This window comes from Aeromonas sp. s3 (assembly GCF_040907805.1).
Lineage (GTDB): Bacteria > Pseudomonadota > Gammaproteobacteria > Enterobacterales > Aeromonadaceae > Aeromonas > Aeromonas dhakensis.
The window spans coordinates 1-23,298 of the sequence record NZ_JBFOCQ010000031.1; the positions used below are offsets into that span (position 1 = coordinate 1).

The 23,298-nt window shown below is 60.6% G+C and carries 20 protein-coding genes and 1 pseudogene; 14 read left to right on the forward strand and 7 right to left on the reverse strand.

All coding sequences use genetic code 11. From position 1 onward, the window contains the following. A partial coding sequence (locus AB5Y98_RS17260) for a hypothetical protein (RefSeq protein WP_368232330.1) occupies positions 1-222 on the forward strand: 222 nt, incomplete at its 5' end. 133 nt (positions 223-355) lie between these two features. Here the strand turns inward: AB5Y98_RS17260 and hemG are convergent. The 4 genes from hemG to pepQ are packed head-to-tail and all read right to left on the reverse strand — an operon-like array spanning position 356 to position 4,321. Further along, complete coding sequence (hemG, locus tag AB5Y98_RS17265) at positions 356-880, reverse strand: menaquinone-dependent protoporphyrinogen IX dehydrogenase (protein WP_005307448.1); 525 nt, start codon at positions 878-880, stop codon at positions 356-358. 7 nt (positions 881-887) lie between these two features. After that, entirely contained in the window at positions 888-2,345 is a 1,458-nt protein-coding gene (locus AB5Y98_RS17270; RefSeq protein ID WP_368232331.1) for a TrkH family potassium uptake protein, read from the reverse strand. A gap of 36 nt (positions 2,346-2,381) precedes the next feature. Next, positions 2,382-2,999 carry a YigZ family protein gene (locus AB5Y98_RS17275; protein ID WP_368232332.1) on the reverse strand — a complete coding sequence of 206 codons (618 nt, stop codon included), beginning with the start codon at positions 2,997-2,999 and terminating at the stop codon, positions 2,382-2,384. Then, positions 2,999-4,321 (reverse strand): Xaa-Pro dipeptidase, encoded by a 1,323-nt coding sequence (pepQ, locus tag AB5Y98_RS17280; RefSeq protein ID WP_019840760.1) that lies wholly within the window; start codon positions 4,319-4,321, stop codon positions 2,999-3,001. The genes AB5Y98_RS17275 and pepQ overlap by 1 nt, the downstream gene beginning before the upstream one ends. Before the next feature lie 190 nt (positions 4,322-4,511). Here pepQ and AB5Y98_RS17285 point away from each other — a divergent pair, with 190 nt between their 5' ends. From AB5Y98_RS17285 to AB5Y98_RS17310, 6 genes are all read left to right on the forward strand, one after another. Further along, positions 4,512-6,449, forward strand: coding sequence for an acetoacetate--CoA ligase (locus AB5Y98_RS17285; protein WP_368232333.1), 1,938 nt, complete (start codon positions 4,512-4,514; stop codon positions 6,447-6,449). Positions 6,450-6,651: 202 nt separating this feature from the next. Next, the gene (fadB, locus tag AB5Y98_RS17290) at positions 6,652-8,799 is read left to right on the forward strand and encodes a fatty acid oxidation complex subunit alpha FadB (RefSeq protein WP_368232334.1); all 2,148 of its coding nucleotides are present in this window, start codon (positions 6,652-6,654) and stop codon (positions 8,797-8,799) included. Further along, positions 8,800-9,984, forward strand: a complete 1,185-nt coding sequence (gene fadA, locus AB5Y98_RS17295; RefSeq protein WP_198525994.1) for an acetyl-CoA C-acyltransferase FadA — start codon at positions 8,800-8,802, stop codon at positions 9,982-9,984. A 342-nt stretch (positions 9,985-10,326) separates the two neighbouring features. Further along, positions 10,327-11,049: a response regulator gene (locus AB5Y98_RS17300; RefSeq protein WP_010635539.1), complete on the forward strand. Its 723-nt coding sequence runs from the start codon at positions 10,327-10,329 to the stop codon at positions 11,047-11,049. A 51-nt stretch (positions 11,050-11,100) separates the two neighbouring features. Beyond that, positions 11,101-12,546: an ATP-binding protein gene (locus tag AB5Y98_RS17305; protein WP_005307426.1), complete on the forward strand. Its 1,446-nt coding sequence runs from the start codon at positions 11,101-11,103 to the stop codon at positions 12,544-12,546. A 4-nt stretch (positions 12,547-12,550) separates the two neighbouring features. Beyond that, on the forward strand, positions 12,551-13,789 hold the full coding sequence (locus AB5Y98_RS17310; protein WP_042051280.1) for an ABC transporter substrate-binding protein: 1,239 nt from the start codon (positions 12,551-12,553) through the stop codon (positions 13,787-13,789). Between the two features lie 72 nt (positions 13,790-13,861). Here AB5Y98_RS17310 and AB5Y98_RS17315 read toward each other — a convergent pair whose 3' ends face one another. Continuing rightward, the gene (locus AB5Y98_RS17315) at positions 13,862-14,053 is read right to left on the reverse strand and encodes a hypothetical protein (protein ID WP_005307420.1); all 192 of its coding nucleotides are present in this window, start codon (positions 14,051-14,053) and stop codon (positions 13,862-13,864) included. A 171-nt stretch (positions 14,054-14,224) separates the two neighbouring features. Between AB5Y98_RS17315 and tusA the strand changes: the two genes are divergently transcribed. The 3 genes and pseudogenes from tusA to AB5Y98_RS17330 form a co-directional block, all read left to right on the forward strand. After that, a complete protein-coding gene (tusA, locus tag AB5Y98_RS17320; protein WP_005307416.1) occupies positions 14,225-14,470 on the forward strand; it encodes a sulfurtransferase TusA in 246 nt (81 codons plus the stop codon). A gap of 21 nt (positions 14,471-14,491) precedes the next feature. Further along, positions 14,492-14,839 (forward strand): RidA family protein, encoded by a 348-nt coding sequence (locus tag AB5Y98_RS17325; protein WP_213344528.1) that lies wholly within the window; start codon positions 14,492-14,494, stop codon positions 14,837-14,839. 28 nt (positions 14,840-14,867) lie between these two features. Further along, a pseudogene (locus AB5Y98_RS17330) lies at positions 14,868-14,957 on the forward strand (endoribonuclease L-PSP); the annotation flags it as partial. A 147-nt stretch (positions 14,958-15,104) separates the two neighbouring features. Here AB5Y98_RS17330 and AB5Y98_RS17335 read toward each other — a convergent pair. Then, entirely contained in the window at positions 15,105-15,761 is a 657-nt protein-coding gene (locus AB5Y98_RS17335) for an OmpA family lipoprotein (RefSeq protein ID WP_005307410.1), read from the reverse strand. 251 nt (positions 15,762-16,012) lie between these two features. Here AB5Y98_RS17335 and AB5Y98_RS17340 point away from each other — a divergent pair, with 251 nt between their 5' ends. Further along, positions 16,013-18,049: a bacteriohemerythrin gene (locus AB5Y98_RS17340; RefSeq protein WP_368232335.1), complete on the forward strand. Its 2,037-nt coding sequence runs from the start codon at positions 16,013-16,015 to the stop codon at positions 18,047-18,049. 75 nt (positions 18,050-18,124) lie between these two features. Here the strand turns inward: AB5Y98_RS17340 and AB5Y98_RS17345 are convergent, their stop codons facing one another. Then, entirely contained in the window at positions 18,125-18,706 is a 582-nt protein-coding gene (locus tag AB5Y98_RS17345; protein ID WP_017780597.1) for a DNA-3-methyladenine glycosylase I, read from the reverse strand. Between the two features lie 209 nt (positions 18,707-18,915). Here AB5Y98_RS17345 and glyQ point away from each other — a divergent pair, with 209 nt between their 5' ends. The 3 genes from glyQ to AB5Y98_RS17360 all read left to right on the forward strand — a co-directional run bounded on the left by glyQ (position 18,916) and on the right by AB5Y98_RS17360 (position 22,966). Continuing rightward, positions 18,916-19,845 carry a glycine--tRNA ligase subunit alpha gene (gene glyQ / locus AB5Y98_RS17350; RefSeq protein WP_010672400.1) on the forward strand — a complete coding sequence of 310 codons (930 nt, stop codon included), beginning with the start codon at positions 18,916-18,918 and terminating at the stop codon, positions 19,843-19,845. 9 nt (positions 19,846-19,854) lie between these two features. Continuing rightward, positions 19,855-21,936 (forward strand): glycine--tRNA ligase subunit beta, encoded by a 2,082-nt coding sequence (gene glyS, locus AB5Y98_RS17355; protein ID WP_368232336.1) that lies wholly within the window; start codon positions 19,855-19,857, stop codon positions 21,934-21,936. Positions 21,937-22,162: 226 nt separating this feature from the next. Continuing rightward, the gene (locus tag AB5Y98_RS17360; RefSeq protein WP_368232337.1) at positions 22,163-22,966 is read left to right on the forward strand and encodes a hypothetical protein; all 804 of its coding nucleotides are present in this window, start codon (positions 22,163-22,165) and stop codon (positions 22,964-22,966) included. Positions 22,967-23,298: the final 332 nt, after the last annotated feature.

The following is a 23,298-nucleotide window of genomic DNA, read 5'->3' on the forward strand; positions in this document are numbered from 1 at the left end:
GACATTGAAAATCAAAAATTGTTTTTGATGCTCGATGCTGTGAGTGCCCACACAGATTGCTTGATTCAAATTGTTAAAGAGCGACGCAGCTTTTGGCTGCTGCGGGAGTGGCATTCTACTCAACCGCCTTCTCGAGTCAAGCCTTATTTTCAAAGGCTTTTCGAGGCTACCGACTTGGCTTTCTGCGTTGCCGCTTGCCGTGTCGATGGAGGCGCATTATAGGGAGCCGCGCCGCGATGACAAGGGGAATTTTGCAAAAATTGGCATTTTTCGTGTTTTGGCCGGTCAAGCGTCTATTTATCAAACAAAAAAGCCCTGCATCCGCAGGGCTCAAGCCGCTTTTACATTGCCACGGCTATTTTTTTGACCAGAAATCGCGGGCAAAACTGCGCACTTTGTCCCAGTCGGTAAACTCGAGATCCTTGCTGGTGTCCGTGCTACCGCCGGTGATCTTCATGATCAGCTGAATGATGCGGGTCTGCCACCAGTTATAGCGGGAGTACTGCAGCGCACCGGCAAACACCCCCAGGGTTTTTGGCTTCCAGGGGGAGAGACGCAAAAACTTCTTCATGTAAGCATTGGTCTGCGGAGTCTGCTTCTCGGGCTTGCGGGCCGTCAGGTTGACACAGAAGAAGGCGGCGTTGGCCACTTCCAGCTGTTCGTGATGAGCATGGATGAAACTGAACAGGCTGGGGTGGAAGTTGCCATAGCGAATGGAAGCGCCGATAAGCACCTTCTTGAACTTGCTGAGGTTGCACATGGGCAGGCTGTGCAAATCCTGCATCACCACCTCGCATCCCTCGATCTCAGCCAACATGGCATCGACGATTTTTCGCGTTTGCCCGTCACGGGAAGAATAAAGCACCAGAATCTTGTCCATACCAACCTCAACTACGCCAGAATGCAGGGGTAAACAGTACCAGAAGCGTAAAGATTTCCAATCGACCAAACAACATGGCGACCACCAGTATCCATTGGGCCGTTGCCGAGATATTGCCGAAGTTGGCCGACACCTCCCCCAGCCCCGGCCCCACGTTGGTAAACGCGGCCGCCACGGCGGAGAAAGCGGTCACCTCATTCAAGCCGGTCATCAGCAACAACAGCATAAAGATGAAGAATAGGATGATGTAGGTGGCAAAGTAGCCCCACACCGCCTCCACGATCCGCTCTGGTACGGCGCGACGGCCCAGCTTGAGGGTATAAATGGCGCGTGGATGCACCAGTCGCTTCAGCTCGCGCATCCCCTGCAGGAACAGGATCATGAAACGCATCACCTTGATGCCGCCACCGGTACTGCCGGCGCAGCAGCCGATGAAAGCGGAGAGCATCAGCAGCATGGGCAGGAAAGAGGGCCAATCCGCATAACTGGTGGTGCTGTAACCGGTAGTCGTGCCCAGCGACACCGCCTGGAACAAGCCGTGGTTGAGCGCATCCTGCCAGGTGTCGTAATGACCGTGGAACAACAGGGAGACGAAGCAGATCAGTACCAGTACACACTGGATGCTCAGGAACACCTTGAGCTCGGAGTCCCGCAGATAACTGCTCAGGCGCACCGGCTTGTGGGCGAACACCATGAAGTGCAGGGCAAAGTTGACGCTAGCCAGCAGCAGAAATAGCACTGTGATCAGGTTGATGGCCGGGCTGTTGAAGAAACCTATGCTGGCATCGTGAGTCGAGAAGCCCCCCACTGACATGGTGGAGAAGGAGTGACAGATGGCATCGAACAGGGTCATGCCCGCCATCCAGTACGCCAGGGCGCAGAGGGAGGTGAGCAGCAGATAGATGAACCAGAGCGCCTTGGCCGTCTCGGCGATACGCGGGGTGACCTTGTTGTCCTTGACCGGCCCCGGAATTTCGGCGCGATAGAGCTGCATGCCCCCGATGCCGAGCAGCGGCAGTATGGCCACCGCCAGCACGATGATCCCCATGCCCCCCAACCACTGCAGCAGCTGACGATAGAACAGAAACGCCTTGGGCAGGTTGTCCAGCCCGGTAAGCACGGTCGCCCCCGTGGTGGTCAGGCCGGAAAACGACTCGAAGAAGGCCTCGGACACCGTCATGCCGGGCACCTCTCCCAGCAGGAACGGCAAGGCCCCGACGCTGCCCAGTACCACCCAGAACAGCACGACGATGAGGAAGCCCTCCTTGGACCTGAGGTCCTTCTTCTGATGACGGTTGGGAAACCAGAGTGCGGCACCGAGCAGCAGAGCGATGAAGAAGGAGTTGACGAACTCGGCACCACCACCATCACGATAGCCAAATGCAACCATCGCAGGCAGCAGCATGGTCGAACTGAACAGTGCGACCAGCAGGCCAACGATACGAATGATGCTCAGAATCTGCATTCCGGCTCCCTCTTCAGACCAAAAGAGCGATGGATTCTAGCCATCTAAGGGACGAAGGGATACCCGACCCTGGGTTCGGTCGGTCAATTCCTGTGCGATTCGGGCCCAGAGCGCGGACTCCCACGCCACCTGCAGGGTGACGCTGGCGCCATAGTCGGCCGTCAGCAACTGGCCCTGATAAGCCTGGATCAGGGCCTCTACGGCCCCCATGTCGACATAGTCGCACTGGATGAGAGAGGTGGTCTGTTGGCGCTTGATGTGGGTCTCGAGCTGCTTGAGTGCCGCCCCCACGCCACCGCCGTAGGCCTTGACCAGACCGCCGGTGCCCAGCAGCACGCCACCGTAATAGCGCACCACCACGGCGGCGATCTCACCAAGACCCGCCCCCATCAGCTGGGCCAGCATGGGCTTGCCGGCAGTGCCAGAGGGCTCACCATCATCGCTGAAGCCATAGACCTGACTGTCCTGCGGGGAACCTGCGACGAAGGCCCAGCAGTGATGCCGGGCCCCGGGATGTTGTTGCTTTATCTCGCCAATCCAGGCCTTGGCGGCCTCGACGGTCGGCGTGTGGGCAAGGTAAGTGATGAAACGGCTCTTCTTGATCTCTTCACTCACCTCCAGCGATGCGGCCGGTATGGAATAGTCCGCCGCCATCAGAGCCCTGCTTGTCTGGTCAGGTTCTCCACCCCGTTGGCATGCAGCACCACGTTGTCTTCGATGCGGATGCCGCCATAGGGGCGCAGCGCCTCGACCTTGTTCCAGTTGACACGCTTGCCCTGCTCGCCCTGGCGCAGCGGCTCCAGCAGGCTGTCGATGAAGTAGAGGCCCGGCTCTATGGTGAACACCTGGCCCACCTCCATCACCCGGGTGCAACGCAGATAGGGGAACTGCTCGGGGGCCGACAGGTGGGTGCCGCGCTCATCCTGCATGAAGCCGCCGGCATCGTGCACCTGCAGGCCGAGGAAGTGGCCGAGGCCGTGGGGGAAGAAGACGTTGGTCACCCCGGTGTGGATCATCTCGTCCACCGACATGTCCACCAGCTCGGTGGCTTGCAACAGGCGCGCCAGTCGGTGGTGCATCTGCAGATGCAGCTCGCTGTAACGGCGGCCCGGCTTGATTTCCTCGATGATCTCCTGCTGCTGGGCATCCAGCGCCGCGATCAGGTCGGCAAACTCGCCGCGCCGCCAGGCCCAGGTCCGGGTGATGTCGGAGGCATAGCCGTGCACGTCCACGCCGGCGTCGATGAGGAAGGAGTAGCGCTCCGCATCGGGTACCCGCTGAGTGGAGAGGTGGGTGTAGTGCAGGATGGCCGCATTGCGATTGATGGCGACGATATTGCCGTAGGGCGCCTCATTGGCCCCCTGCCCGACCGCCTTCATGTAGGCCAGGTTGATCTCGAACTCGCTCGCCCCCGCCATGAAGGAGTCCTTGGCCGCAATGTGGCCGCGTACCCCGATGCGGTTGGCATCGCGCAGACACTCCAGCTCATAGGGGGTCTTGTAGGCACGGTGGTAGTGCAGATAGTTGAGGACCGCCTCCGGGTTGGGCTGGCCCAGCCCCAGCAGCTCGGCCACCTCCAGATGGCCACCCAGATAGGCCCACTCCTGCCTGTTGGCCGGCAGATGATCGGCAACCTGTTCCGGGCGGGTCAGGAAGCGGATATCGAAGAAGTCGACCCAGAAGGCGTTGGGCAGGTCCGCTACCTTGTGCCAGAAATCCACCGGCCGGTAGAACAGCAGCACCGGCTTGTTCACCCCGTCCACCAGCAACCAGCAGTGGGGATTGTCCAGCACCGGCAGCCAGGCCTTGAACTGGGGGTTCACCTTGAAGGGGTAATCCTGATCATCGAGGAAGATGCGGTGGGTCTGGCCGGAGTGGATGGCCAGACCGCCCAGTCCCTGCTGTTGCAGTATGTCGCGGGTGCGCTGCTGCAAGGTGTCGAGGTGCTGGGCAAAAAGTTGGCTGTAGCTGCTCATGGCGTCCTGCTCCGGGAGAAATGTGGTTTCAGCATAACATCAAGCGAATCAAGGCTCGAACCGTCAAGCTATCGCTTCGTGAGGTAACGCATACGTTACAAGGCTTTTGTTATGAAACAAAAACCAACCATTAACAAATAAAAAACAATTCAATACACTGCCGGTAGATACATGCAGTCAGGGACTACTCATGCACAACCTTTGCCTGTGGCAACCGGATCAGGAGCGGATGCAGCAATCCAACCTCCAGCACTTCATGGCCGAGGTCAACCGCTTCCACGGCCTGCAGCTGCACAGCTACGCCCAGCTCTACCAGTGGTCGGTGGAGAAGACAACCCGTTTCTGGCCGCTGGTGTGGCAGCACTGCGGCGTCAAAGGCGAGCTCGGCAACATAGTGGCGGAGAACCGCCAGGAGATGCAGCGCACCCGCTGGTTCCCCGACAGCCGGCTCAACTTCGCCGAAAACCTGCTGCGCCGCCAGGATGACACGCCGGCCATCATCTCCCGCATTGAAGGGAACCCCAGCCAGACCCTGAGCTGGCGCGAACTGGCGGATCAGGTCGCAAGGCTGGCCCAGTGGTTGCGCAGCCAGGGCATCGGCCGGGGCGATGTGGTGGCGGCCTATCTGCCCAATATCCCGGAGACCGTGGTGGCCATGCTGGCGACCACCAGTCTGGGGGCGATCTGGACCTCCACCAGCCCGGATTTTGGCGAAGCCAGCGTGGTGGAGCGCTTCGGCCAGACCCGGCCGCGGGTGCTGTTTGCGGTGGATGGCTATCGCTACAACGGCAAGGCCATCGACATTCAGGACAAGGTGGCGGGGGTCGTCGGCCAGATCGACAGCATAGAGCAGACGGTCATGATCCCCCTGCTCGGCCACTCCCTGCAGCTGGGTCACGACTGGCGTCAGATCCTGGCCGGCCAGCCGGATGCCGGTCTGCAGTTCGAACCCATGGCCTTCAACGACCCGCTCTACATCCTCTATTCGTCCGGCACCACCGGCAAACCCAAGTGTATCGTGCACGGGATTGGCGGCACCCTGCTGCAACACCTGAAAGAGCACCAGCTGCACTGCGACATCAAGCCCGGGGAGCGTATCTTCTACTTCACCACCTGCGGCTGGATGATGTGGAACTGGCTGGTGAGCGCGCTCGCCTCCGGCGCCACCCTGGTGCTCTACGACGGCTCCCCCTTCTACCCGGATGGCAACGTGCTGTGGGATCTCACCCGTGACGAGAGCGTCGCCCTGTTCGGCACCTCGGCCAAATACCTGGATGCGCTGCACAAGCAGGGCTATGCCCCTATCAAGACCCACAGCCTGCCGCACCTGCGGCTCATCTGCAGTACCGGCTCCGTGCTCTCTCCCGAAGGGTTCGACTACGTCTATCAGCAGATCAAGCAGGATGTGCAGCTCAGCTCCATCTCAGGTGGCACCGACATCTGCTCCTGCTTCGTCATCGGTAATCCGCTCAGCCCCGTCTACCGTGGCGAGAGTCAGGGGCGCGGCCTCGGTCTCGCGGTGCAGGTATTCAACGAAGCGGGCCAGCCGGTGCAAGGGGAAAAGGGCGAACTGGTCTGCACCAAGCCGTTCCCGGCCCAGCCCATCGGCTTCTGGGGAGACGAGAGCGGCGACAAGTATCACGCCGCCTATTTCGAGCGGTTCGACAACATCTGGTGCCACGGCGACTGGATCGAGCTGACCCCGACCGGCGGCATCCTGTTCTATGGCCGCTCCGACGCCACCCTCAACCCGGGGGGCGTGCGCATCGGCACCAGCGAGATTTACCGCTACGTCGAACAGCTGGAGGAAGTAGAAGAGAGCATCGTCATCGGTCAGCAGTGGCAGCAAGACGAGCGGGTGGTGCTGTTCGTCAAGCTCAAGCCAGGTCTCAAGCTAGACGAAGCACTGCGCGAGCGTATCCGCCAGCAGGTGCGCCAGCACTGCACCGCCCGCCACGTGCCCTCCCGCATCCTGCAGGTGGACGCCATTCCGCGCACCAAGTCCGGCAAGATAGTGGAGCTGGCGGTGCGGGAAGTGGTGCACAACCGACCCGTCAACAACACCCACGCCCTCGCCGACCCCGAGGTGCTGAGCCAATATCGCGACCGGCCCGAGCTGGCCAGCTGAGGCCACACAAGGTTAATAAAGGCGTCATCAGACGCCTTTATTTTGGTTGTTAATCTGAGGCGAGCTTTTACTCGAGTTCTGTTAAACGAATGTTTTAAATAGGTGTTGAAATTGTCTTCTTTTGGATCAATAGTGAGCCTCGCCCCCTGCTGGGGATAAAGGAGCACCACCCCCCACCATGTGGGAACAAGGAGACACTCTCATGATCTACCAAGGCGAAACCCTGACGGTCAGCTACCTCGAAGACGGCATTGCCGAGCTGAGGTTCGATGCTCCGGGTTCAGTCAACAAGCTGGATCGCGCTACCCTGCTCTCCCTGAGCGAAGCGATCGCCGCATTACAACAAGAACGTGAACTAAAAGGTCTGATCCTCACCTCCGGCAAAGACGCCTTTATCGTCGGCGCCGACATCACCGAATTCCTGGAACTGTTCGATCTGCCGCAGGAAGATCTGCTTGGCTGGCTGAAAAAGGCCAACGACATCTTCAACGCCATCGAAGATCTGCCGGTGCCGACCCTCAGCGCCATCAAGGGCCACGCCCTGGGCGGCGGCTGCGAGACCATTCTCTCCACCGACTTGCGGCTGGCCGACACCACGGCCAAGATCGGTCTGCCCGAAACCAAACTCGGCATCATGCCCGGCTTTGGCGGCACCGTCCGTCTGCCGCGAGTGATCGGCGCCGACAACGCGCTGGAGTGGATCACTACCGGCAAGGATTACCGTGCCGATGACGCTCTCAAAGTGGGTGCCATCGATGCCGTGGTCGCCCCGGACGCGCTGCAGGGCGCCGCCGTGCAGATGATCAAGGACGCGATCAAGGGCAAGCTGGACTGGCAGAGCCGCCGCGCCGCCAAGAAGGCCCCGCTGCGTCTCTCCAAACTGGAAGCCATGATGAGCTTCACCACCGCCGCCGGCATGGTTGCCGCCGTGGCGGGCAAACACTATCCGGCACCCATGGCTGCCGTGAAGACGGTGGAAGCCGCCGCCGGCATGGGTCGGGACGAAGCGCTGGCCGCCGAAGCCGCCACCTTCATCAAGCTGGCGAAAACCGACGTGGCCAAGGCGCTGGTCGGCATCTTCCTCAACGATCAGCACATCAAGGCGCTGGCCAAGAAGGCCGCCAAGCAGGCAAACAAGGCCACCGGCCATGCCGCCGTACTGGGTGCAGGCATCATGGGGGGCGGCATCGCCTACCAGTCCGCCAGCAAGGGCATCCCGGCGGTGATGAAGGACATCAACGAGAAGGCGCTGGCACTTGGCATGGGCGAAGCCACCAAGCTGCTCAACGGCCAGCTCGAGCGCGGTCGCATCGATGGCATCAAGATGGGCCAGGTGCTCTCCGCCATCACCCCGACCCTCAGCTATGACAACGTCAAGCATGTGGACGTGGTGGTCGAGGCCGTAGTCGAGAACCCGAAAGTGAAGGCGGCCGTGCTGAGTGAAGTAGAAGGCGTGATCGGCGAAGACGCCGTGCTCGCCAGCAACACCTCCACCATCCCCATCTCCCTGCTGGCCAAGAGCCTGAAGCGCCCCGAGAATTTCTGCGGCATGCACTTCTTCAACCCGGTGCACCGCATGCCGCTGGTGGAGATCATCCGCGGCGAGCAAACCTCGGACGACACCATCAACCGCGTGGTGGCCTACGCCGCCGCCATGGGCAAGTCCCCGGTGGTGGTCAACGACTGCCCTGGCTTCTTCGTCAACCGCGTGCTGTTCCCCTACTTCTTCGGCTTCAACAAGCTGGTCGCCGATGGCGCCGACTTCGCCGCCGTCGACAAGGTGATGGAGAAGGAATTTGGCTGGCCCATGGGCCCCGCCTACCTGCTGGACGTGGTCGGCATCGACACTGGCCACCATGCCGGTGATGTGATGGCACAGGGCTTCCCGGCGCGCATGAGCAAGGAAGGTCGCACCGCCATCGACGTGATGTACGAGGCGAGCCGCTTCGGTCAGAAGAATGGCAAGGGCTTCTACGCCTACGAGGCCGACAAGAAGGGTAAACCGAAGAAGGTGGCCGATGTCGCCAGCTACGAGCTGCTGGCCCCGATTGCCAAGCCGAAACAGGATTTCGACAAGGACGCCATCATCGCCCGCATGATGATCCCGATGATCAACGAGGTGGTGCTCTGTCTAGAAGAGGGCATAATCGCCACGCCAGCCGAAGCCGACATCGCGCTGGTTTACGGTCTGGGCTTCCCTCCCTTCCGCGGCGGCGTGTTCCGCTATCTGGACACTATCGGTCTGGATCGCTATGTCGCCATGGCCGACCAGTATGCCGACCTTGGCCCGCTCTACCGCGTCAGCGACAAGCTGCGTGAGATGGCCGCCCAGGGCAAAACCTTCTACTGATTGCGGAAAGGAGATCCATTCATGAAAGACGTAGTCATTGTCGACTGTATCCGGACCCCGATGGGCCGGTCCAAGGGCGGCGCCTTCCGCAACGTGCGTGCAGAAGACTTGTCCGCGCACCTGATGAAATCCATCCTGCTGCGCAACCCCAACCTAGACCCGAACGAGATCGAGGATATCTACTGGGGCTGCGTGCAGCAGACCCTGGAGCAGGGCTTCAACATCGCCCGCAACGCCGCCCTGCTGGCTGGCATCCCGAAACAGGTGGGGGCGGTCACCGTCAACCGCCTGTGCGGATCCTCCATGCAGGCGCTGCACGATGCCTCCCGCGCCATCCAGGTGGGTGATGGGGATATCTTCATCATCGGCGGCGTCGAGCACATGGGCCACGTGCCCATGAGCCACGGGGTGGACTTCCACCCCGGCATGGCCAAGTCCGTGGCGAAAGCCTCCGGCATGATGGGGCTGACCGCCGAGATGCTCGGCAAGCTGCACGGCATCAGCCGTCAACAGCAGGACGAGTTTGCCGCCCGTTCCCACCGCCGTGCCCACGCCGCCACCGTGGAAGGCCGTTTCGCCAAGGAGATCGTCGGGCTGGAAGGGCACGACGCCAGCGGCGCCCGCTTCTTCTACGACTATGACGAGGTGATCCGCCCCGAGACCACGGTCGACACCCTGAGCCAGCTGCGCCCGGTGTTCGACCCGGTCAACGGCACCGTCACCGCCGGCACCTCCTCGGCCCTGTCCGATGGCGCCGCCGCCATGCTGGTGATGAGTGCGGATCGCGCCAAGGCGCTCGGCCTCACCCCGCGCGCCAAGGTACGCGCCATGGCCATCGCCGGCTGCGATGCCGCCATCATGGGTTACGGCCCGGTGCCGGCCACCCAGAAGGCGCTCAAGCGGGCCGGTCTGACCGTCGGTGACATCGACCTGTTCGAACTGAACGAGGCGTTTGCCGCCCAGTCCCTCCCCTGCGTGAAGGATCTGGGTCTGCAAGACCTGGTGGACGAGAAGGTGAACCTGAACGGCGGCGCCATCGCCCTGGGTCACCCGCTCGGCTGCTCCGGCGCCCGCATCTCCACCACCCTGATCAATCTGATGGAGGAGAAGGACGCGACCCTGGGCGTGGCCACCATGTGCATCGGCCTGGGCCAGGGCATCGCCACCGTGTTCGAGCGAGTGTAACTGTATCCCCCGGACCGGTGCGCCGGTCCGGGAAGTGCCCCGCCAGGGGCTGAATTTTACAATATGGGCCCGCTTCTGCTTCCCGGCGAGGCGGCCTGTATCGCAGGTTTTGGGGCCGGTCAGACTGCCCCGTCATCGAGTCTGTGGAGTGCGCCACACGGGGTGCACTTCTGTCGTCAGCATCTGCGTCTTGGCCGGCCCGTTTGGGTCGGCCTTTTTTATTTGCACGGCAGGATATGGGAGGATATTGCCCATAACCTCACATTAGATGGGGGGCTTGCTTGCTTTTTGCTCCCCCGACAGGTTCAATCTGCACAAAAAAATGGGTGGATGCACATACATATGTCAACGAGCAAACAACTGCTGATCGTCGACGACGACCAAGAGATCCGCGAGCTGCTCAATGAATACCTGACCAGGGCTGGCTTCGAGGTATTGACCGCAGCGGAGGGCAACGAGATGCGCCAGCAGCTCGCCCAGCACAGCCCGGACCTCATCATTCTCGATATCATGATGCCTGGCGACGACGGTTTTACCCTCTGCCAGCAGATCCGTCGCGATTCTCAGGTTCCCATCATCATGCTGACCGCCGCCTCCGACGAGGCGGATCGGGTGATCGGGCTGGAACTCGGTGCCGACGACTACATCGCCAAGCCGTTCAGCCCGCGCGAGCTGCAGGCCCGCATCAAGGCGCTGCTGCGCCGCGCCGAATTCCGCCAGCCGGAGAAAGAGAAGGAGCCAAGCCGTCGGCTGCGCTTCGCCGAGTGGACCCTGGATACCCTGAGCCACCAGCTGACTCACGAGGATGGCAGCCTGCTGGATCTCTCCGGCAGCGATGCCATGCTGCTCGGCATGTTCCTGCAGCAGCCCGGCGTGGTGCTGGACCGGGATACCATCTCGGACGCCACTCGCGGTCGCGAGAGCCTGCCGATGGAGCGCGGTATCGACGTACAGATCAGCCGACTGCGCCAGAAGCTGGGTGACAACGGCAAGAGCCCGCGCATCATCAAGACCATTCGCGGCAGCGGCTACATGCTGATCGCCGAGGTGCACGAGATCCCATGAGAGCCAGCAAGGTAGCGACGGCATGCTGATCGACACAAGGCGAGAGATCCCATGAATAGCAGGTGGTTCTGGCGGGTCCTGGTACCCCGCTCCCTGCTGTCGCGGATGCTGCTGCTGTTGCTGCTGGCGATCCTGCTCTCCCAGACCATCCTCACCGGCATCTGGATGCAGCAGATCCAGAAGCGGGAGCTGGAGGGCATGCTCAGCACCACCCGCAACCTGGCGCTGTCGGCCGCCTCCACCGTCAACTTCTTCAAGTCCTTGCCGCTGCAGTATCGCCACATCGCGCTGGACCAGCTGCGCAACATGGGCGGCAGCCGCTTCTTCGTCTCCCTGAACGAAGAGGAGATCCACATCAGTGCCATCCCCGACAGCGAGCGCAAGACGCTGGTGCTCAAGGAGGTGCAGGGGGTGCTGACCCGCAAGCTCTCCGACGCCATGGCGATCAAGGTGGACTTCTCGCGGCCAGAGGATCTGCATGTCTTCAACAACGACACCCTGCTGGCAGACCTGCCCTCCTCCTGGGCCCGCTATACCCTGTCGCTGGAGCCACTCAACCCGCCGGTACTGGTGACCCAGATCGAGATAGAGCCGGGTGAGTGGCTCTATCTGGCGGCCTTGCTCCCGGCCCCCTACATGACGCTGGATGACACCGTCATGCCCAGCAACCAGGTGCGCTTCATCGCCCTGATGACGGTGTTCCTCTGCTTCTTCACCTTCCTGCTGGTGCGCTGGCAGACCCGGCCGCTGCGTCGGCTGGCCAAGGCGGCTGTCAACCTCGGCAAGGACATCGACCAGCCCTCGCTCAAGGAAGAGGGTGCCTCCGAAATCGTGGCGGCCACCCGCGCCTTCAACATCATGCAGCACCGCATCCGCCGCTATATCGACGATAGAGAGCGGCTGTTCAGCTCCATTTCCCACGACCTCAAGACCCCCATCACCCGGCTGCGACTGCGGGTCGAGCTGCTCGATGACGAGCAGCAGATCGCCAAGTTCAACAAGGATCTGGACGAGCTGGAACTGATGGTGAAGGGGGCGCTGCAGACGGTGAAGGACACCGACATCCACGAGAACATCGAGCAGCTCGACATCGACGCCATGCTGGAACAGATGGCGGAGGCCATGAACCTGCACGACGAGCGGCTGACCATCGAGGGCCACTGCAAGCAGCCCTACCGTGGCAAGCCGCTGGCCCTCAAGCGCTGCATCGGCAACCTGGTGGACAACGGCATCAAGTACGGCCAGAAAGTGCGCATCATCATCATGGACGACGAGGAGATGCTGATCCTGTTCATAATGGACGAGGGACCCGGCCTGCCGGAAGATCAGTTCGAACGCATCTTCGAGCCCTACTACCGGCTCAGCACGGATCTGGCCGGCACCGGCCTGGGTCTGGGCATTGCCCGCAACATAGCCCACGCCCACGGCGGCGATCTGGTGCTGGAAAATCGTCCGCAGGGCGGCTTGCAGGCCACCCTCTCCCTACCAAGGCAGTAACCTTATGAAGTGGTTGTCTTTTTCTGTCATCGCCCTGTTGTCTCTGCCGATCGAGGCCTCCCAGGTGGAGGTGCTGCACTGGTGGACGTCTGGCGGCGAGGCCAAGGCGGTGGAAGTGCTCAAGTCCGAATGGACCGAGCAGGGCAACCAGTGGAACGACTTCGCGGTGCAAGGGGGCGGCGGCAAGAGCGCCATGACGGTGCTGAAAAGCCGGGCGCTGGCGGCGAATCCGCCGGAGGCTGCTCACCTCAAGGGGTTCGAGTTGCGGGAGTGGGCCGGACTCGGCTTCCTGCGCGATCTCAGTCCCATGGCCGAGCACCTCGGCTGGTACCCCCAGCTGCCGCCCATGGTGCGGGAGACTCTCAGCCAGAACGGCGCCCTGATGGCGGTACCCACCGGCATCCACAGGGTCAACTGGCTGTGGCTCAACCGCAAGATCTTCGAGCGCAACAAGCTGACCCCACCCACCAGCTGGGCCCAGTTCGTGACCGTGGCCGACCGGCTCAAGGAGAAAGGGATCACCCCGCTCGCCATCGGCAACGAGCCCTGGCAGCTGGCAGTGCTGTTCGAGACGGTGGCGCTCGGCGAGGGCGGCAAAGCGTTCTACCGCAAGGCGTTCGTGGAGCAGGACAGCGCCACCCTGACCGGTCCCGACATGGTGCGGGTGCTGACCCGCTTCCAGCAGCTGCGCGGCTATGTGCCGGAGAAATACGCCGGCCTGAAGTGGCACCAGGCCACCAACCTGCTGGAGAGCGGCGGCGCCGCCATGCAGGTGATGGGGGACTGGGTAAAGGGCGAGCTGAGCGCCGGCAACTATCGGCCCGGCGAGGATATCGAGTGCCTGCCGAGCCCCGGCAGCCAGGGGCTGTTCAGCTACAACCTCGACTCCATCGCCATGTTCAAGCAGCGGGATCCCGCCCAGCTGCAGGCCCAGGGCGAACTGGCCCAGCTGCTGATGACGCCGCGCTTCCAGCAGGAGTTCAACCGGGTGAAGGGTTCGATCCCGGCGCTGGTCAAACCGGACATGAGCAAGTTCGACCGCTGCGCCGTGCGCTCCTACCAGGATTTCCTGCAGGCGGAGCGAGAGGGCAACCTGCTGCCCAGCATGGCCGAGGGGATGGCGACGCCGACCAACATGCGCCAGGCGATCATGGATGTGCTGAGCAACTTCTTCAACGACCCCAGAGCCAACCCGCAGCTGACCGCCCTGCATCTGGAGCGGGCCATGCGCTCGACCCGCTGACGCTTTTCCCTGCGGCCAGAAACGACAAAGGCGGATGAGATATCCGCCTTTGTCATCGTGAGAGTCTTGGGGTCAGGATTGATCGTTTTCGTCCTCATCCTCGTCGTAGTAATCGCTGAGCTCGATCCAGAGCCCCAGTCCGATCATCACCATGGAACCGAACCAGGTGCCGGTATTACCGATCGGGCTGCCCATCACTATCATGGCGAAAGACAAGAACCCCATGCCTGCGTAGGCTTGTAATCTGCCGTAGGAGACCTGCATATTCACACCTCCTTGTTGAATATGGTTCAATTTTTATATTACTCATACGGCGGGGTGTGGGTAGGGCCGGATAACACTTTGGTTACATATGCTGTTGACAGCCCAGGTCGTTTGATTATTTTTTCGCCGTGAGTATCATTGGCAGCTGATTTGGTTGAAGGTTGATTATTGATGAGTGCTTTATTCTGCGACGCAACTCACGAGTTGGACGCAATCGGGCTTCGTTGTCCCGAACCTGTCATGATGGTGCGTAAAAAAGTGCGGCTGATGGCTGACGGGGAGACCCTGCTGGTCAGTGCCGACGATCCCTCAACCACCCGCGACATTCCCAGTTTCTGCCGCTTCATGGATCACACCCTGGTCGCCAGCGAGACAGAGCAGGCCCCTTACCGCTATCTGATCCGCAAGGGTCAGTAAGCCACACTACCGGAGCAATCCATGCCAGCTATTACCCGAATCGGCACCACCCAGCGTTGGTCTGACGTGGTCATTCACAACGGCACCCTCTACGTGGTGGAAGTGCCCGCCACCGACACCGCCGATATTCACCAGCAGACCCGTGAAGTGCTGACCAGCCTGCAGCGCCTGCTGGAAGCCAACGGCTCCGGCGTCGACAAGATCCTGATGGCCAACATCTATCTCAAGGACATTGCAGACATCGCGGCCTTCAACGAGCTGTGGGATGCCTGGATCCCGGCTGGCACCGCGCCGGTTAGAGCCTGCGTGCAGGCCCGCCTCGCCCACGAAGGCTACAAGGTGGAAGTGCAGCTGACTGCTGCCGTCTAAGCCGGGCGGGATGCCTGGCTCCCCTGATGCCGACACAGCCCCCGTGCGCGCCTGCGTTCAGGCCCGTCTCGCCCACGAAGGCTACAAGGTAGAAGTGCAGCTGACTGCGGCAGTCTAAGAGGCAGTTATCCCCCTCATCCCCGTCCCTTCTCCCGCAAGGGGAGAAGAGGGCAAAAAACAAGGCGCCATTGCTCGCAACGGCCCCAATATAAAAAGGCCCCGCCATCGCTGGCGGGGCCTTTTTCATGGCTGCGAACCGGGCAGCTTAGGCGGTCGGGGTCAGGGTGATGGTCACCCGACGGTTCTGGGCCTTGCCTTCGGCTGTGCTGTTGGTGGCGACCGGCTGATCCGGGCCCACGCCGCTGGTAGCGATGCGGCTGCCGGTCACACCCTGGCCGATCAGCTGGGCGGCGACGGCATCGGCGCGCTGGGCGGAGAGCTTCATGTTCAGCTCGCGGGAGCCGGTGCTGTCGGTGTGACCAACCACGTTCAGGCGGGTCTTGTCGAACTCGGCGACCACCATGGCCACGCCGGACAGGGTGTTGGCACCGGCGGCCTTCAGCTGGGCGCTGGAGCTGTCGAAGGTGACGTTGTTCGGCATGTTGAGGATCAGCTGATCACCGTTGCGGGTCACGCTGACGCCGGTGCCTTGCAGCTTCTCGCGCAGCTTGGCTTCCTGCACGTCCATGTAGTAGCCGATACCGCCACCCAGCGCAGCGCCGGCGGCCACACCGGTCAGGATCCCCTTCTTGCGGTCACCCTTGCTGGAGGAGAGCGCACCCACGGCGGCACCCGCAGCGGCGCCCGCCAGTGCGCCCCAGGCGCCCTTGGAGGTTTGGGACTCGCCGGTATAGGGGTTGGTGGTACAGCCGCTCAGGGCGACGGCCAGGGCAACGGCGGGAACGATTGTCTTGAAATGCATGAAAAACCTCTAAAAAAACCGACTCAAATCCAAAGAGGGCGCATTCTACCCCAGAGGTGTGCCAAGGTGTGACGTTATCAGCGTCACGCCCCTCTCTGCCCACGTCCCAGTATCCGCAGGCTGGCTGGATGCCGCCTGAACCGGCAGCCGGAACCAGCTCACCACCTTGACCTATCCCCTTGTTCAACGGACCAAATACGTCTCCATTGGCTACTATTGAATGCACCATCAATAGTGCTCAGGGGTCTCTCATGTCCGCACTGCTTCGCAACGTCTCGATCCGGCACCTGCTGTTGAGTGCCAGCCTCATCATTCTGCTCACCATGGCGCTGGGCGGGCTCTGGCGCAGCAGCCTGACTGCCCGCCTCGGTGAGCTGCCCAACCAGCTCATCCTCAGCGCCAACGAGCAGATCACCCTGCAGGAGCTGCGGTATCACACCACCCAGGTTCAGCAGTTCCTGACCGATGCCGCCGTCTCCGGCGAGATGGACTCCATCGGCGAGGCCGAGCAGCACGCCCAGGCGGCTCGCCAGCTGCTGGAGCGGCTGCCACAATTGCAGGCGCCGCTCACCCCGCTGCTGACCCGCCAGCTGGAGATCGGCAAGCGGATGGTGGACATCTACCTGAAAGAGGGGCGCGAGGCCGGCAACCAGCTGATGAAGCAGCCGAACGAAGGCTTCGATGCCCTCACCGACAACATCGCCAGCCAGGTCGCGGCCGTGCTGGAACAGCAACAGCAAGAGTTCAAGCAGCGGGAACAGGATATCCGTGCCCAGAGCCAGACCCTGCAGCGTCAGGACCTGCTGCAGCTGGCCGTCAGCCTGACTGTCATCCTGCTGATGTTGCTGCTCATCTACCGCAAGACCGTCGGCCCGCTGCAGCACCTGATGGGCCAGCTGGTCGAACTGGCCAACCACAGCCACAACCTTACCTTCCGGCTGCACAGCCAGGGCAAGGACGAGTTCGCCTATCTGGCGGAGGTGTTCAACCGCTTCCTCGGCAATATCGACAACCTGATCGGCACGGTGCAACTGGTGTCGCGCAAGACCCACGACAAGATGGCGCTGCTGATGGCCCACTCCGGCAGCACCCTCAGCAGCATGCAGCAGGCCCAGCAGAATACCGACATGCTGGCGACCGCCATCAACGAGATGACCGCCACCGTCCACAACATCGAGCACAACACCGAGCAGGCCAGCCAGGACACCCTGCTGACCCAGCAGCAGGCCCACGACGGCCAGCGCCAGGTAAGCCAGACCATTACCCTGATCCGCCAGGTGGCCGACCACATCGAGCAATCCGCCGGGGAAGTCACCCAGCTGGATCAGGAAAGCACCCAGATCGGCAACATACTGCAGGTGATCCGCACCATCTCGGAACAGACCAATCTGCTGGCCCTCAACGCTGCCATCGAGGCGGCCCGGGCCGGCGAGCAGGGCCGCGGTTTCGCGGTAGTGGCCGACGAGGTGCGCCAGCTGGCGACCCGCACCCAGGCCGCCACCGTCGACATCCAGCAGCGCATCGAGGCGCTGCAGCACAACACCCGCCACGCGGTGACCACCATGCACACCACCCGCAACGTGAGCGAACAGGCGGTCAGCCAGGCGGCGGGCACCGGCGAGACCCTGACCGCCATCGTCGAAGCCATCACCCGGGTCAACGACATGAACGGCCACATCGCCACCGCCGCCGGCCAGCAGGCCCAGGTCACCGAAGAGACCAACCGCAATGTGATGGAGGTCGCCAGCATTGCCCGCGAATGCCTGGAGCTGGCGCGCCAGAGCCGCAGCCACACCCGGGACATGAACCAAGCCAACGAGGAGATCGGCCTCATCAGCGATCAGTTCGACGTCAGCAAGGCAGGCTCAGCCAGCCAGGATCAGGAGCTGCTGCACTGGAACGAGGCCTTCATGGTGCAGGTGCCCAGCATGGACAACCAGCATCTGGGCTTGTTCGAGGCGATGAACCGGCTCTACCAGGCGGTGATCGACAAGAGTCCGGCCCAGCTGCGCAAACAGCGGCTCGACGAGCTGCTCAAGCTCGCCATCCAGCACTTCGCCGACGAGGAGCAGGTGATGGAGCAGGCGGGCTACCCCGAGCTGCGCCGCCACAAGCAGGAACACGCCCGGCTGCTGGCGGAGCTCGACACCCTGATGCAGCGCAACGGCCCGGACGACGAGGAGTTCAACATGGAGCTGCTGGTGTTTCTCAAGAACTGGCTGCTCAACCACATCTCCAAGGTCGACAAACAGTACTCAGGCTCCCTGCGCCAGGCCGGGATCGCCTGATGGCCCCATGGCGAACGCCATGCCGTATGCAGAAGGGAGGCATCAGCCTCCCTTCTCTTTTACCTTGCGCCCGGTTTATTGGCGCGCAGGGCCCTGCTGGCACTCGGCGTGGCAGGGGCAGGTGACGAGATGATCGTTCACCATCCCCACCGCCTGCATGAAGGCGTAGCAGATGGTGCTGCCGACGAAGGTGAAGCCGCGCTTCTTGAGCGCCTTGGACATGGCATCCGACTCGGGCGAGGTCGCCGGAATGTCGCCATTGCCCTGGCGCTGGTTGACGATGGGGGCGCCACCGACAAAGCCCCACAGATAATCGACAAAGTCGATGCCTTCCGCCTCCAGCGCCAGATAGGCGCGGGCATTTTTGATGATCGACTGCACCTTGAGCCGGTTGCGGATGATGCCGGTATCCTGCATCAGCCGCTCCACATCCTGCTCGTCGAACTGTACGATGCGCAGCGGATCAAAATCGGCATAGGCGCGATGGTAGCTCTCGGTACGCTTCAGGATGGTGATCCAAGACAGCCCCGCCTGCTGACCGTCGAGGCAGAGCTTGGCAAACAGCTCGCGCGAATCATGGACCGGCCTCCCCCACTGTTTGTCATGGTATTCGATGTATTCCGGGTCTTTGGTCACCCAGGCGCAACGCAACTCCATTCCCTCTCTCCTGTCATTTCATCCAATCCCCAGGGTCGATGCCAACCCGGGCGTGGGAGTGCCGACAACCCCTCCCGCCCAGGCCCGGCGCAGCGCCATCACATTAATCCGCTGTAATTTCGCCTATTATCCGACCATGCCAGACGGTATACTCCTTCGGTTCACATTCAGCAAATCTTGCTCTGATTTCATTTCGCGCGAAAAAAATTATGCAAAAATTCGATGTCAAAACCTTTCAGGGCCTGATCCTGCAGCTGCAGGACTATTGGTCCCGCCAGGGCTGTACCATCATTCAGCCGCTGGATATGGAAGTGGGTGCCGGTACTTCTCACCCCATGACCTGCCTGCGCGCCCTGGGCCCCGAGCCCATCGCCTGCGCCTACGTGCAACCGTCCCGCCGTCCGACTGACGGCCGCTACGGTGAAAACCCGAACCGCCTGCAGCACTATTACCAGTTCCAGGTGATCATCAAGCCTTCCCCCGACAACATTCAGGAACTCTATCTGGGCTCCCTGAAAGAGCTGGGCATGGATCCCGAGATCCACGACATCCGCTTCGTGGAAGACAACTGGGAAAACCCGACTCTGGGTGCCTGGGGTCTGGGTTGGGAAGTGTGGCTGAACGGCATGGAAGTGACCCAGTTCACCTACTTCCAGCAGGTTGGCGGCCTCGAGTGCAAGCCGGTTACCGGCGAGATCACCTACGGTCTCGAGCGTCTGGCCATGTACATCCAAGGTGTGGACAGCGTCTACGATCTGGTCTGGTCTGACGGCCCGCTGGGCAAGACCACCTACGGCGACGTGTTCCACCAGAACGAAGTGGAGCAATCCACCTACAACTTCGAACACGCCGATGTGGAGTTCCTGTTCCACTGCTTCGAGCAGTACGAGAAGGAAGCCCAGAATCTGCTGGCGCTGGAAAAACCGCTGCCGCTGCCTGCCTACGAGCGCATCCTCAAAGCCGCTCACTCCTTCAACCTGCTGGATGCCCGCAAGGCCATCTCGGTCACCGAGCGTCAGCGCTACATCCTGCGCATTCGCACCCTGACCAAGGCCGTGGCAGAGGCATACTACGCCTCCCGCGAAGCGCTGGGCTTCCCGATGTGCCAACGTGGCAGCAACGAGAACAAGCAAGGTTAAGGAACGGACATGGCACAACATACATTTCTGGTAGAGATCGGTACTGCTGAGCTGCCGCCCAAAGCCCTGCGCTCCCTGGCCGAAGCCTTTGCCGACAACTTCAAAGCCGAGCTGACCAAGGCCGATCTGGCCTTCGGCGACGTCGAGTGGTTTGCCTCCCCGCGCCGTCTGGCGCTGAAGGTACACGCGCTGGCCGGCGAGCAGCCGAGCAAGAGCGTCGAGAAGCGCGGCCCGGCCGTGGCGCAGGCGTTCGATGCCGAAGGCAAGCCGACCAAGGCCGCCGAAGGCTGGGCCCGTGGCAACGGCATCACCGTTGAGCAGGCCGAGCGTCTGGTCACCGACAAGGGCGAGTGGCTGGTTCACACCGCCAAGGTCGAAGGCCGTCCGGCCAAAGAGTTGTTGGGCGAACTGGTTGCCTCTGCTCTGGCCAAGCTGCCGATCCCGAAAATGATGCGCTGGGGCGACAAAACCATCCAGTTCGTGCGTCCGGTCTTCACCGTGACCCTGCTGCTGGATGGGGATCTGGTGCCCGCTCACATTCTGGGTATCGACTCTGCCCGCACCATCCGCGGTCACCGCTTCATGGGCGAGAGCGAATTCACCATCGACAACGCCAGCCAGTACCCGCAGATCCTGCAGGAGCGCGGCATGGTGATTGCCGACTTCATGGCGCGCAAGGCCAAGATCAAGGCTGACGCCGAAGCGGCCGCTGCCGCCTTCGGTGGCGTGGCCGATCTGGACGACGACCTGCTGGAAGAAGTCACCGCACTGGTCGAGTGGCCTGTGGTGCTGACCGCCAACTTCGAAGAGAAGTTCCTGGCCGTGCCGGCCGAAGCGCTGGTGCACACCATGAAGGGTGACCAGAAGTACTTCCCGGTCTACGACAAGAACGGCAAGCTGCTGCCGAAGTTCATCTTCGTCACCAACATCGAGTCCAAAGACCCGAGCCAGATCATCAGCGGCAACGAGAAGGTGGTTCGCCCCCGTCTCTCAGACGCCGAGTTCTTCTTCAAGACTGACCTCAAGCAGACTCTGGCCTCCCGCCTGCCGCGCCTTGAAACCGTGCTGTTCCAGCAACAGCTGGGCACAGTCCGGGCCAAGGTCGAGCGCATCGAGACCGTCGCCGGCTTTATCGCCGAGCGCATAAGTGGTGGCGATAGTGCCGTCGTGACTCAGGCCCGCCGTGCCGGCCTGCTCTCCAAGTGTGACCTGATGACCAACATGGTCGGCGAGTTCACCGACACCCAGGGTGTCATGGGGATGCACTACGCCCGTCACGATGGCGAAGACGAAGCGGTCGCCGTGGCCCTCAACGAGCAGTACATGCCGCGCTTTGCCGGCGATGCCCTGCCGTCCGGTCTGGTTGCCTGCGCCGTCGCGCTGGCCGACAAGTTCGACACCCTGGCCGGTATCTTCGGCATTGGCATGCTGCCGAAAGGTGACAAGGACCCGTTTGCCCTGCGTCGCGCCGCCATCGGTGCCCTGCGCATCATGACCGAGAAGCAACTGGATCTGGATCTGGTGGAACTGGTTGAAGAAGCGGTACGCGTCTACGGCGACAAGCTGACCAACCAAACCGTCGTCACCGACGTGGTCGACTTTATGCTGGGTCGCTTCCGTGCCGCCTATCAGGACGAAGGCATCGGTGCCGACGTGGTGCTGGCCGTACTGGCCCGCCGCCCGACCCGTCCGCTCGACTTCGATCGTCGCGTCAAGGCCGTCAGCCACTTCCGCACGCTGGATGCCGCCCTGGCACTGGCTGCCGCCAACAAGCGCGTGAGCAACATTCTGGCCAAGGTCGAAGGCGAATTGCCGACTGCCGTCAAACCGGAACTGCTGGTCGATGCCGCCGAGAAGGCGCTGGCCATCCAGGTTGCCGAACTGCAAGCCGAACTGGCCCCGCTGTTCGCTGCCGGTGACTATCAGGCTGCCCTCACCCGTCTGGCCGCCCTGCGCGAGCCGGTCGACACCTTCTTCAACGAGGTGATGGTGATGGCCGACGACGAAGCCCTCAAGGCCAACCGTCTGGCGCTGCTGAACAACCTGCGCAACCTGTTCCTGCAAGTAGCGGATATCTCCCTGCTGCAGTGATTCTGGTTGGGTAAGTGATATAAAAAACGGCGCCGTTAAGGCGCCGTTTTTTATTGCGAGTTAATACATACCGCGGGATGTTTTTTAGTCAGATGTCGATACAACACCTAGTTTTTTGTTCCAGTCCAACGATCTGAAGCGACAAAAAATCTTTAGTTCAGATACGGCACTTCTATCTGGATTCAGTACTATATAGAAAGTCATTAGATAACACCTGTGAGGTTCCATGGCCCTGAACACTACAAATCCGACTCTTTTTTGCAAATCCTTTATTGAAAGAGAGCTGTCTGACGTCAAAGAAAAGAAAATCTGGATGACTAGATGGGAATTGATGGAGAGGATTATTTCTAGGGCAGAAGAAATGAGCATCGTTTTCCAAGAGTTAGTAGATGCTTTTGGATACTCTGATACTTATGAATATCAGAGTAAAAAAGGGGTTTATCTATGGCTAACGCTAGAGCATATTTGGATGAGTGGTGATTTTTGTAAAGAGGAAATAGTTCAAGCTAGGGATTACAGAAAAAAGCTAATAGCAATTCAAGAAAAAATCATTGATTATTCTTCACTACTTGCTAATTTAATCAGGGAGCAGGATGACATTTATCAACACTCTGGATTTATAAGGGGTCAACATCAGTCTGCCTTGGATATGATGGTTGATGCGGGAAGTAGCAACTATTTATTTACAAGTCATATTGCTGAACAGTTAGAATTACTTAGCTTTAGATATGATCTAAAATACTGGCCATCAAGAGCTGAATTAATTGAAAGCCTCAGTGTTTTCGAAACCAATCAACACGACCCAGAACACATTGAACTTCCTAAAAAAGTATTAGATGGCAGAGCATCCGATATAAAAGACTTTGTTATTTCATTTGATAATGCTTTCGATGATGACAATGACCTACCAAATAATTTTCGGTTTAGTAATAATGCCATGGCTGACATTATCAACGTAGTTCTTGACTTACCATCAGATAATTTAATTACTGGTGATGCCATAAGAATTGTACGGAATCGCCACTGTTAGCCTGTAGAGGCGTAATCGGACATTCGCGTAAATGGTTTCTCCCGCTATCACGGCCAGCCGAATTCCCCCCCTCCGGCTGGCACGTTTTCTCAACGGAACACTGTAAATTAATTCTCACCACATCAAAGCGTTATTAACCAAGGTTTCTTTATTTTTAGAGTCTGGGTGTTTAATCAAGCGTACAGTATACTAAAGACAATTAAAGCAAACCCAATAACAGACTGTATGATAATAATCGTCCAGAATAATTTAGGTTCAGCATACCTGTAAACATTAATTCGCATTCTAAAGAGAAGCCTTGCTTGGGTTTCTCCATTGTAATACTCCCAAAA

Bases quoted from the DNA above. Each gene is read 5' to 3' on its own strand.
- AB5Y98_RS17340 (WP_368232335.1), top strand. From the start codon at position 16,013: ATGTCCGCACTGCTTCGCAACGTCTCGATCCGGCACCTGCTGTTGAGT.
- AB5Y98_RS17305 (WP_005307426.1), top strand. From the start codon at position 11,101: ATGAATAGCAGGTGGTTCTGGCGGGTCCTGGTACCCCGCTCCCTGCTG.
- AB5Y98_RS17325 (WP_213344528.1), top strand. From the start codon at position 14,492: ATGCCAGCTATTACCCGAATCGGCACCACCCAGCGTTGGTCTGACGTG.
- pepQ (WP_019840760.1), bottom strand. From the start codon at position 4,321: ATGAGCAGCTACAGCCAACTTTTTGCCCAGCACCTCGACACCTTGCAG.
- AB5Y98_RS17360 (WP_368232337.1), top strand. From the start codon at position 22,163: ATGGCCCTGAACACTACAAATCCGACTCTTTTTTGCAAATCCTTTATT.
- AB5Y98_RS17300 (WP_010635539.1), top strand. From the start codon at position 10,327: ATGTCAACGAGCAAACAACTGCTGATCGTCGACGACGACCAAGAGATC.
- glyQ (WP_010672400.1), top strand. From the start codon at position 18,916: ATGCAAAAATTCGATGTCAAAACCTTTCAGGGCCTGATCCTGCAGCTG.
- AB5Y98_RS17270 (WP_368232331.1), bottom strand. From the start codon at position 2,345: ATGCAGATTCTGAGCATCATTCGTATCGTTGGCCTGCTGGTCGCACTG.
- AB5Y98_RS17315 (WP_005307420.1), bottom strand. From the start codon at position 14,053: ATGCAGGTCTCCTACGGCAGATTACAAGCCTACGCAGGCATGGGGTTC.
- AB5Y98_RS17275 (WP_368232332.1), bottom strand. From the start codon at position 2,999: ATGGCGGCGGACTATTCCATACCGGCCGCATCGCTGGAGGTGAGTGAA.
- fadB (WP_368232334.1), top strand. From the start codon at position 6,652: ATGATCTACCAAGGCGAAACCCTGACGGTCAGCTACCTCGAAGACGGC.
- AB5Y98_RS17285 (WP_368232333.1), top strand. From the start codon at position 4,512: ATGCACAACCTTTGCCTGTGGCAACCGGATCAGGAGCGGATGCAGCAA.
- hemG (WP_005307448.1), bottom strand. From the start codon at position 880: ATGGACAAGATTCTGGTGCTTTATTCTTCCCGTGACGGGCAAACGCGA.
- AB5Y98_RS17310 (WP_042051280.1), top strand. From the start codon at position 12,551: ATGAAGTGGTTGTCTTTTTCTGTCATCGCCCTGTTGTCTCTGCCGATC.
- AB5Y98_RS17335 (WP_005307410.1), bottom strand. From the start codon at position 15,761: ATGCATTTCAAGACAATCGTTCCCGCCGTTGCCCTGGCCGTCGCCCTG.
- AB5Y98_RS17345 (WP_017780597.1), bottom strand. From the start codon at position 18,706: ATGGAGTTGCGTTGCGCCTGGGTGACCAAAGACCCGGAATACATCGAA.
- glyS (WP_368232336.1), top strand. From the start codon at position 19,855: ATGGCACAACATACATTTCTGGTAGAGATCGGTACTGCTGAGCTGCCG.
- tusA (WP_005307416.1), top strand. From the start codon at position 14,225: ATGAGTGCTTTATTCTGCGACGCAACTCACGAGTTGGACGCAATCGGG.